This window comes from Priestia sp. 179-F W1.4 NHS, assembly GCF_045369295.1.
GTDB classification, from domain to species: Bacteria; Bacillota; Bacilli; order Bacillales; family Bacillaceae_H; genus Priestia; species Priestia zanthoxyli.
The window spans coordinates 1-7,139 of sequence record NZ_JBIQFF010000037.1; the positions used below are offsets into that span (position 1 = coordinate 1).

At 35.4% G+C, this 7,139-nt stretch carries 7 protein-coding genes; 1 reads left to right on the forward strand and 6 read right to left on the reverse strand.

Features of this window, described 5'->3' with window-relative positions:
• The 5 genes from ACH0CI_RS27795 to ACH0CI_RS27815 form a co-directional block, all read right to left on the reverse strand.
• On the reverse strand, nucleotides 1-168 hold a 168-nt coding region (locus ACH0CI_RS27795), incomplete at its 3' end, for a DUF1304 family protein (RefSeq protein ID WP_406902625.1).
• Between the two features lie 389 nt (nucleotides 169-557).
• On the reverse strand, nucleotides 558-1,658 hold the full coding sequence (locus ACH0CI_RS27800; protein WP_098113482.1) for a GerAB/ArcD/ProY family transporter: 1,101 nt from the start codon (nucleotides 1,656-1,658) through the stop codon (nucleotides 558-560).
• A gap of 12 nt (nucleotides 1,659-1,670) precedes the next feature.
• Nucleotides 1,671-2,789: a GerAB/ArcD/ProY family transporter gene (locus tag ACH0CI_RS27805; protein ID WP_243557791.1), complete on the reverse strand. Its 1,119-nt coding sequence runs from the start codon at nucleotides 2,787-2,789 to the stop codon at nucleotides 1,671-1,673.
• 21 nt (nucleotides 2,790-2,810) lie between these two features.
• A complete protein-coding gene (locus ACH0CI_RS27810) occupies nucleotides 2,811-4,037 on the reverse strand; it encodes a Ger(x)C family spore germination protein (protein ID WP_154992576.1) in 1,227 nt (408 codons plus the stop codon).
• Entirely contained in the window at nucleotides 4,027-5,649 is a 1,623-nt protein-coding gene (locus tag ACH0CI_RS27815; protein ID WP_154974539.1) for a spore germination protein, read from the reverse strand. Before ACH0CI_RS27815 ends, ACH0CI_RS27810 begins: the two co-directional genes overlap by 11 nt.
• 132 nt (nucleotides 5,650-5,781) lie before the next feature.
• On the opposite strand from ACH0CI_RS27815, the gene ACH0CI_RS27820 reads away from it, so the two are divergent.
• Complete coding sequence (locus tag ACH0CI_RS27820) at nucleotides 5,782-6,006, forward strand: YczF family membrane protein (protein WP_154992552.1); 225 nt, start codon at nucleotides 5,782-5,784, stop codon at nucleotides 6,004-6,006.
• Between the two features lie 90 nt (nucleotides 6,007-6,096).
• On the opposite strand, the gene ACH0CI_RS27825 is transcribed toward ACH0CI_RS27820, so the two are convergent.
• Nucleotides 6,097-6,873, reverse strand: coding sequence for a DUF4046 domain-containing protein (locus ACH0CI_RS27825; RefSeq protein WP_154974544.1), 777 nt, complete (start codon nucleotides 6,871-6,873; stop codon nucleotides 6,097-6,099).
• Between the last annotated feature and the right edge of the window lie 266 nt (nucleotides 6,874-7,139).

Here is a 7,139-nt window from a genome sequence, read left to right on the forward strand (position 1 = left end):
TCCTTGATTTGCAAACATAATAGCTACATTTCGATCTCCTTCCAAGTGCTTAGGTAACTGGAATGCTCGCTTTGCTACCTTTGAACGTATAAAAAACATTTCAAGAATCATAATGAATAAATGTTCTAATGCTACAACTCCAACTAAAACTGCTGAAAATATTTCCATGTGTCATTTTCCCCATTGAAACTAGACTTTTGGTGGGCTCATGGTCTTGCATTATAGGCTGTACATGCACTAGGAAATATCTTCTTTTTCACCAGATATAACAATAAACCTTTGTCATCAAAAAATTTGTCTATATTAGAAATGGTCAAAAAAGAGACCCTATTGACATTCAGTTTTTCCTGAATTTAAAGTACGCATATCCACTTAGTGTGATAGCTACTATCACGATAGAACTAAGAGGAAATAGAATTGTATTAATAAAATGATCGTAAAACCAAGTATACAAAAAAGGCACCTCACATAATTTAAATTTATTTTTATCAATCCTAGCCTGTAATAAGTAGTTACGTTGTAAGCTTTTTATATCCAGAAGTTAATAAACAAATTTATTATGCTTTCTGATTCCTTCTATTTTTCAAGAGTGCAACAAGAAAAAGTAGCACAGGAATAATCGCTATGAAAGGAATTTGTATAAAAAACATCTCTATCCCTATGCCTTCATACAGATGCTCCTGAAAGTTACTAGAAATTGTAAGGGACATAAAAAGAACTATTATCCCAATAGGGTAAGAAAGCTGAGATGGTGATTTAATTTTAAATAAATTGGCTGTTCCTATCATAGCAGAATAGAATAAAATACTAATTTTAGAGAAGCCACCGATGACTAAAGCAAGCATAAAAAATACATCAAGCCGTTCTAAAAAATCTGCCACCTGAATGCTTTGTACAGTACTAAGAAGTGGGAATTGTGAGCGTGCAGTTAAATCGACTCCTAATACACTAATATTAATAAGCATGGTAATAGTTAGATTAATACCACTCAATCCCGTTGCACATAACATGGTCGCTTTTGCCTTCTTAGGATTGTTTAAGTAAGGTAAAATCATGGAAAATACAATTGCTTCACCAAAGGGGAAATACAAAGTTTGAACAAGAACAACTTTTAGCACTGGAAAAATCCCCTTTTCAAGTACTGGTTGTAAGTTTTTAAAGTCAATTAAACCTGAACATACAATTAGGAAAAATCCTGTGACAGCAAGTACATACATAAATATGAAAAATACTTCTCCTGATCTAGCTACTACTTCAATTCCTTTCCGAACAGTATAAATGATAACTAGAATGAGTAAAGCATTTGCAATAAACAGAGGCGTATCGGAGTAAGAAAATGTTAACAACATCTCTCCAAGGTCTCGTAAAACTCTTGCCATATTATATATGAAATAGAACATATAAAGAAAGGCTAATACGCTTCCTATAGTTTTCCCTAAAATTTTTTGCATATATTCTGTAGGCAAAAGGCTTGGATAATAAGAGTATAGTTTGCAGTAAATTAGAAACAGAATTAAACTACCCAACATTCCAAGTAGGATAGAAAGCCATGCATCCTGGTTTGCTTGTATTGCGACAGGTAGTAACAAAGAAGTTCCTAGTTCGAATAGAACCATTAAAATAAATAGCTGACTAGCACTAATCCTTGCTTTTTCCATCCAAGCTTCCTCCTATTCTGGACTGAAATTGTTTTTAACACGCTTCCTCCTATTTTTAAAGAAAGCTACAATAAGAAGCAAAGGAGGAATAATTGTAAGGAGAGGGATATGTACAACAAACATTGCAATCTTTAATCCTTCATGATTATGTTCTTGCGCATTACTTGCAATGGCAATAGATAAAAAAAGAATGATTAGCCCAAAAGGATAAGATAAACTCGAAGGTGATTTAACCTTAAATAAATTAGCTGCCCCTGTTACAGCTGCATAAAACAATAAGCAGATCTTAAAGAAGATAGTAATAATTAAAGCTAACATAAAAAACACATCAAGACGCTCTAAAAAGTCTGCAACTTGGATGGTCTGGACCGTACTAAGAAGTGGAAACTGTGAGCGTGCAGTCAAATTAACTCCCAGTACACAAACATTAATGAGCATCGTGATAATGAGATTAACCCCACTTAATGCAGTAGCACAAAACATTGTGAGCTTAGCTTTTTTGGGGTTGTTTAAATACGGCAAAATCATTGTAATTACAATGATTTCGGAAAATGGAAAATACAAAGTCTGAGTCATCACTACTTTCAAAACAGGAAATAAGCCGGCCTCCAAAATAGGTTGTAAATTTTTAAAATCAATTAATCCTGAGGATATAATTAGGATAAATCCTGCAATAGCAAGAAAGTACATAAAAATAAAAAGCAACTCTCCTGACCGTGCAATAACCTCAATTCCTTTTCTAACAGTATAAATAATGACGAGGATTAATAAAGCATTCGCAATAAATAAAGGCGTATCTGGATAAGCAAAGGCCAACAACATCTCACCAAAATCACGTAGAACCCTTGAGGCATCGTACATGAAGTAAAGGATATAGACAAATGCCAAGGCGAATCCTAAGGGTTTCCCTAAAATCTTTTGTACGTATTCGGTAAACAAAAGATCAGGGTAATAGAGATACAGTCTATGATAGACTAACAATAGAACAAAGCTGAATATCATTCCTAGTAAAATGGCAAGCCAAGCGTCCTGTTTTGCATCAATTGCAAGAGGTACTAGTAAAGCGCTCCCTAATTCAAATAGGACCATTAAAATAAAGAGCTGAATGGCGCTAATTTTCGCTTTTTCCATTTAACTGGTACCTCCTTTTCTTTACTTTTGATTTTCTTTTACTCCAGAAAGGAAAGATTTATTTCGCAAGCCAGCTCGACGTATGTAAGCTTCTACTGTAATATCCACTTCTAACTTTGGAAAGTACACATCATTCCATTCTTGTTTAAATTTCTTAAATTGATTTGGCCTAGTACGATGAATTACCTCTCCAAATCCTAAGATATCTGTTCTGTTTTTTTTGGCACGTTCAATAGCCATCTTTAGATCTTTTTCGATTTTTTTTCCGATGGATTGTTCCATTTTTCTAATAACCTTTGGATTTTTAATATCAACAGGTACCTCCATATCACCAATATCTCCTTCAACACGTGTATGAACGGAAATATGAGGTTGGCCATTCTTGACTTGGGCAGAGATGCTTGTTTTTTGTCTTACAGTTTGATAAGCAATAGCTTCTTTTTTTCCTTTCCAATCAATATTAATATCAGTGCCTTGAATTTTATCAAGAATCCATACTGTCCCTATTGCTGGTTTTCCATATAACCAATCGACTAGTTTTCCCTCTTTTAATACTGCAATCCCGGAAGCGCGAAGTGTTGCTTCTGGTGCACTTTCCTGAAGATTATCTAGCTTTTGTGCTTGCTGAGGATTACCAACTAGACGAAATCCTGATACAACTGTTCCTCTTCCAGGGGATTCAAGACTCTTCATCACCTCTTGGAGTGATGTCTTTACATTCTCTCCCCATTTTCTTTGCGTAAATTCTAAGGTTTTTAGTATCTTATTTGCTGGAATCTTATCGACTGGTGTTAACGTCTTTATAAGATCAGCTGCAGATGAATGGTTGGCAATTACAAGTGTAGAAGTATTTCGAAATTCTGGATCTCGATCTAGACCATCAATTAATGTGTCAATGCCATCTTCTTTGGCTAACTTCTCTCCAACTACAACTAAGTTTGTATGAGCATAATACAATCGCCGAGAAATCCTTCCTGAAGCTCGTCTACTTGCTTCCACTAGATTGTCTCCTGAAGCCGAATAGATAGTAATGGGAGGGCTTTGTGCTCCTCCTCCTCCTTGCATACCACCAGCCACGTTTCCGGGGTTGATAATTTGGAGCGTTATGTGGTACCTTCCATCTTTTGTTTTATCGATACCCATAGCTGCGACAATAGCAAGGTCTGTTAATTCTTTTTTACTCCAGCAGCTTGTAAGTATTAAAGTCATTGTCATGATCGTTAAAAGAAAAATGCCTTTACGCTTCATCATTGTCACCCTCTTCGAAATCACGATTTACCATGCCACGAGATGCAGGAGGACGTGGTTGTTGATTTGCAGCTTCTCGGACTGTGTTGGTAGTCACTAATCGTGGTCTTTGTCTCAACGTCCACCATGGTAACCTTACAACAGTGTCACCGTTGTCTACCAGGGTAAAAGGGGCAAACGGGGACATGTAAGGAATTCCAAATGATCTTAGACTGCACAAATGGACAACCATCATTAAGAGACATAAAATAATGCCATAGAAACCAAATGTTGCTGCGCCAATCATAAACAAAAAACGAATTAAGCGAGCCGAGATGGCCATATTAAAAGAAGGTGTAGCAAAACTTGCAATGGCTGTAATGGATACGATAATAACCATTGCAGGTGAAACAATGCTTGCCTGAACAGCTGCTTGACCAATTACAAGGGCTCCGACAATAGAAACTGCTGAGCCGATAGCTTTAGGTAAACGTATCCCTGCCTCCCGTAAAATCTCAAAAGTTAATTCCATGAGTAAAGCTTCTATGAACGCAGGGAAGGGGACGGACTCTCTTTGTGCTGCAATTGCTACAATGAGCGTTGTAGGAACCATTTCTTGGTGAAAGGTTGTAACTGCGACATATGTAGCTGGTGCGATAAGCGAAATCATAAACATAAAAATACGTAAAAGCCGAATGGAAGTTGCAATGTCAAACCGCGCATAATAATCTTCAGCCGATTGGAAAAATTGTATAAATACAGCTGGTGCAATGAGTACAAATGGAGTTCCGTCCACGAATATAGCGATTCTTCCTTCTAACAAGTTCCCTGCTACAACGTCAGGTCTTTCTGTATTGTATACAGTTGGAAAAGGAGTAGCTGTTTGATCCTCTATTAGTTGTTCAATGTACCCTGATTCCAAAATACTATCAATATCGATTTTTTGTAATCGCTGACGAACTTCATTAACAACTTTATCGTTAGCAATGCCATGTATGTACATGAATGTTACATCCGTCTTTGTTACACGGCCGACTTTTAAAGACTCCATCCATAAATCCGGAGTCTTAATAATACGACGTACCATGGCTGTATTGGTGCCTAGAGCCTCTGTAAATGCTCCCTTGGGTCCTCGTACTACCATTTCGGTAGTGGATTCCGTAATAGAACGCTTCTCTCCACCTGCTGTGCTAGCACTTAATGCTTGATTTACTCCATCTACTAAGATAAGTGTATCTCCCGCCGTTAAAGAGCAAAATAGATCATCTGAATTAGTGATTGAAGTTATGTTTCCAACTGTCATTATATCTTCAGAAAGTAGGCCCATCGCATTGTACTGATTAATTTCTTCTTTATGATTATCTTTCATCATAGATTGAAGTATATATTCTTGAATTGCCTGATTGTTTACAATTCCTTCTATGTAAACAATCGCCGTATTAATATCAGCTTTGCCGCCTAATTTTATCTCACGAATAATGACATCTGAACTTTTTCCTGTTTTCTGTTTAATCATATTAAGGTTATTTGGTAATGAAACTTCTAGCTGTTCTTTTCCATGATTAGCAGTTTGATACTCTTCATCATGTGATTGTTTATTTTTTTGTTTGCGATTTTTAAAAAACGAAGGCATAAATTTGAGCACCCTTCTTTAAGTTTTTATTACTTTAACCATATAAGAGTTTTTTATGTAAAAATTAACAATTAATATGTACGTATCGTCGTAGAAGAAATAGTAGAACCTATTAAATGGAGCGTGATAGATATGAAAATTCTAGGTATTAGTGTTTTAATGATGGGATGCTTAATGGGCTTTTCTTTAGGGATTGATATTATTCAGGGATTTGATGTTTCTCAGGCGCTTTACAATGCCATCAGTCCTTTTAGAGTAATGGAATTAGCTGAATTATTCGTTCTATTTTTTCTTCTTTTTCTCTTTTTTGCTGAATCTTTATATCTTTTTATGAAGAAAAAGAACCAAAGCAAGTAATCATATATTAATTAATACTTCACTTCTAAAAGTCGAAAATGGAAATCAAATTAGGTTAATTCCGATTTTTTCTTTCAATAAATTCTTTTATTAGTCTAAATCTACGTAGAACAGTTCATTCTCTTTATTGATTAGTTGGTTTTTTATCCATTCCTTCACGTTGTTCATTCTAGAATCGAATGCCATTTGAAAGAGACCAGTTAACTGAAAATCAGTAAAATCCATTTTTTTTAATTGAAGAAAAGCATCCTCATATGAAGAGAAATGTAGTTGTTTGAATAAAAAATTATCCATAGCCCCTCGAATATATTCTTCATTTTTCCAACAATTCATAGGAACATGGGCAAATTGCCAAGGGCTAAAAACACCTGGATAAATAGTTTCAACTATTTGAAAAGGAGAATAGCCTAAAAGAGTAAAAGCGCCACCCAAACCATGCTGTTTAAAAAAATGGAAATTAACCTTGAAGGGTACTTCTTCCATGGGAAGTTTTAACTTCTCCTCTATTACATATTTTACTGCTTCAATAGCTCGTCTTTTTCCTTCTTCTCCATCCCAATATTTATCAGGAGCTTGTTGAAATTGCCATGGTTTAAATTTTCCAGGATAGGCATTATTAATAACTTCATAATAATTCCAACCGTATAGCATAGCAGGCGGCCTTAGACGATGAGACCATAATGTATTTGCGGTTACTTGAGAAGGGATTTCATCGATTGGGACTGTTAAGTGTTGCTCAAGCAAATAACATGTCATATAACGCATATATTTTTTCCCTTCATCCCCTACAAAGAAATAGTTCGGAAAACGTTTTCTTCTCTTGGTTAGAACATCTTGGTAAATTTTAATGACTTCTTCTTTATTCACTACTGAAAGCCCCTTTTGAGAGAGTTTATTTTTATTATTATGTATGATAATGGGAGTTATATACAGATGGGTTTAAAACTAGATAAGATACATATCATAAAGACAAGAAGAGCTTCTGAAAAAAATCAGTAGCTCTTCTTTAAAATATATTGTCAACTCGCAATAATAGTTAAAAATCTTGTTCTTTCCACATCAGCCCAATTTCTTGTTCTCGTTGCAAAACCTTCTCCAGATAACGTTCGGTGGTCTTACGATCACTGTGACCC

Excerpts from the sequence above, each read along its gene's own strand:
- ACH0CI_RS27800 (WP_098113482.1), bottom strand. The coding sequence starts at position 1,658 with ATGGAAAAAGCAAGGATTAGTGCTAGTCAGCTATTTATTTTAATGGTT.
- ACH0CI_RS27805 (WP_243557791.1), bottom strand. The coding sequence starts at position 2,789 with ATGGAAAAAGCGAAAATTAGCGCCATTCAGCTCTTTATTTTAATGGTC.
- ACH0CI_RS27810 (WP_154992576.1), bottom strand. The coding sequence starts at position 4,037 with ATGAAGCGTAAAGGCATTTTTCTTTTAACGATCATGACAATGACTTTA.
- ACH0CI_RS27815 (WP_154974539.1), bottom strand. The coding sequence starts at position 5,649 with ATGCCTTCGTTTTTTAAAAATCGCAAACAAAAAAATAAACAATCACAT.
- ACH0CI_RS27820 (WP_154992552.1), top strand. The coding sequence starts at position 5,782 with ATGAAAATTCTAGGTATTAGTGTTTTAATGATGGGATGCTTAATGGGC.